This is a genomic window from Streptococcus suis, from assembly GCF_002960445.1.
GTDB classification, from domain to species: domain Bacteria; phylum Bacillota; class Bacilli; order Lactobacillales; family Streptococcaceae; genus Streptococcus; species Streptococcus hyiners.
This window is the reverse complement of record NZ_POJD01000303.1, coordinates 1-326: the sequence shown is the minus strand read 5'-3', so window position 1 is coordinate 326 and position 326 is coordinate 1. Positions and strand designations below refer to the sequence as shown.

Here is a 326-nt window from a genome sequence, read left to right as displayed (position 1 = left end):
TTGGTTGGGTCCAGCGTCCGATAGGGGTCTGGTCTGCCACCCAGTCCGCCAGACCACCAGGCTCAAAGTCCTTCTGGGTCATGCCTGTCTGGACGGCACCAGGAGCGATGCCGAAGATCTGGACCTTGTCCTTGGCATAGTCCAGTGCCAACTGCTTGGTAAAACCTGCCAAAGCGTGCTTGGAAGCGGTATAGGCAGAGCCACCTCCACCTGCTAGACTGGAGGCAATGGAGCACATATTGATAATGATGCCAGACTGTCTGTCCACCATTTGCTGCAGATAGGGGCGAGTTAGTCTAGTCACCGCAAAAAAATTCACCGCGAAG

General features: G+C 55.2%; 1 protein-coding gene. It reads right to left on the bottom strand.

Going from position 1 to position 326, the window contains the following annotated elements; genetic code table 11:
• A partial coding sequence (locus tag C1G53_RS10945; protein WP_153046714.1) for an SDR family NAD(P)-dependent oxidoreductase occupies positions 1 to 326 on the bottom strand: 326 nt, incomplete at both ends.